The sequence below is a fragment of the Pseudomonas japonica genome, assembly GCF_900188455.1.
In the GTDB taxonomy this organism is placed as follows: domain Bacteria; phylum Pseudomonadota; class Gammaproteobacteria; order Pseudomonadales; family Pseudomonadaceae; genus Aquipseudomonas; species Aquipseudomonas japonica.
This window is the reverse complement of record NZ_FZOL01000056.1, coordinates 1-1,826: the sequence shown is the minus strand read 5'-3', so window position 1 is coordinate 1,826 and position 1,826 is coordinate 1. Positions and strand designations below refer to the sequence as shown.

1 protein-coding gene is annotated in these 1,826 nt (G+C 57.7%); it reads right to left on the bottom strand.

Annotation, left to right across the window (positions count from 1 at the left end; genetic code table 11):
• Positions 1-84: 84 nt before the first annotated feature.
• A complete protein-coding gene (gene ltrA, locus CHB99_RS29305; RefSeq protein WP_042130769.1) occupies positions 85-1,368 on the bottom strand; it encodes a group II intron reverse transcriptase/maturase in 1,284 nt (427 codons plus the stop codon).
• Between the last annotated feature and the right edge of the window lie 458 nt (positions 1,369-1,826).

Sequence of the window (1,826 nt, the reverse complement as noted above, 5' to 3'; positions counted from 1 at the left end):
GATTGGGTCGAGGTGACGGGACCAGCCCGTCACCCCTCCCACACCACCGGACGTGCGGTTTTCCGCATCCGGCGGTTGAATCGCTCAGCGTTGCACTGAGGCGAGATCTTGCGCAGTTATCAGTCCAAACCGACGCAAGCATTGATTGCTCAGGGCCTGCTGCAGGATCGGATGCTTTGCCGCTTTCCAGGCTCCGTCGTGGAAGCTGACTCGCTTGATGCCCCGACTGGAAACACCCAGTCTCAGCAGCGCTTTTATGCGCCCCATGCGGTTGTGCCACCGTTGCCAGAAGCACTTGCGCATATGCCGCCGCGTCCACGCAGAGAGGCTGTTGAAGTTCACTGCACTGGCGAGCCGGAAATAGCCAAACCAGCCAAGCAGGTACTTTCTCCAGCCATCCACCAGCTCTCGGGACGTCACTCCCTGCCTGGCAGACCAGCACTCCCGCACGCGTTTTCGGTAGCGTTTGACGGTTTTGCCCGAGAGGTGATTGTTGCCTTCCTCGTCGATCAGATAGCCCAGAAAATCACGCTCCCAAGGACGGCCCGTGCCACTTTTACTGGCATTGACCTTCAGCTTCAGGTGTTTCTCGATCCACGCCACGATGCTCTCCAGCACCCTTTCTGCGCTGCGCTCGCTCTCAACGAAAATCATCAGATCGTCCGCATAGCGACAGAAACTCAGGCCACGGCGCTCAAGTTCTTTGTCCAGCGGATCAAGATAGAGATTGGCCAGCAACGGGCTTAGCGGGCCACCTTGCGGTACGCCTGCCGTGCGCTTGATTCGTTGACCGTTCAATATCAGATCCGCTCGTAAGTTCGCTTTCAGGTACTGATTCAGCCGTTTGTCCCGGATGTCGCGGGTAATGTGAGACATGAGTCGGTCGTGATTGACCTCGTCGAAGAACGCCTCGATATCCACGTCGACCACCCAGGTCTTGCCACTCAGCACGAAAGCCTTGGCAGCCCTGATTGCATCGAGATTGCTGCGCTCGGGTCGAAACCCGTAGCTGTGTTCGCTGAAACCGCTATCCCATAGTTTCGTCAGCCGCTGGCTTACCGCCTGCTGAATCACCCGATCCTGCGTGTTGGGTATGCCCAGCAGCCTTTCTCCACCATCAGGTTTGCCGATCGTCTTACCTTTGATCGGCCCGGGCTTGTAGCTCCCGTTCAGCAGCTTTTCCTTGATGCCCGGCCAGTGCTTGACCAAGTGTGCTTCGAGATCTTCGACAGCAATGCCGTCGATGCCCGGGGCGCCTTGGTTGGCTCGGACTTTCTTGAGCGCCCGACGCATGTTGGTGGCTTCAACTACATGCTCCACGCTGATTTCGCTCAACACGTCTCCAGATTCATGCTCCGTCTGGCACATCACTCGCTCTTTCCTTTCCTGTTCTCTCCGGGATCCACCCGGCGTTCATGTCCGGCCAGCCCGTTGATGCCAAAGCATTTTTTTTTCGGGCTCGGTTTCAAAGAGCTCCGGCTCAGTGCACAGAGATTCATTACGGGTGTTGTTGATCCTTCCGCCCTTTGCTCTAGACGCATTACCGTCCTTCTTCGCTACTACGGCTTCTGCTGACTTCTCGGACGCTGACGCGTCCGAGATCTCCCCGGGTAAGGTGCCAAAACCTTCGGCTCGTGCCGCCAGGCTCTACTGGATGCGTCTTTCGGTGACGGTTGGATTTCGCGGTTCCCAGCACGCTAATCGCCCACATCCAGCCTCGCTGCCTGTTCGTGTTCCTGCGGTCGCGCCTTCGCTACGCGCTTCTTTCAGCTTGGCCTCACGGCGTCCACCTTGCGTTTCACTACAGTTATCGTCACTCAGTCTGG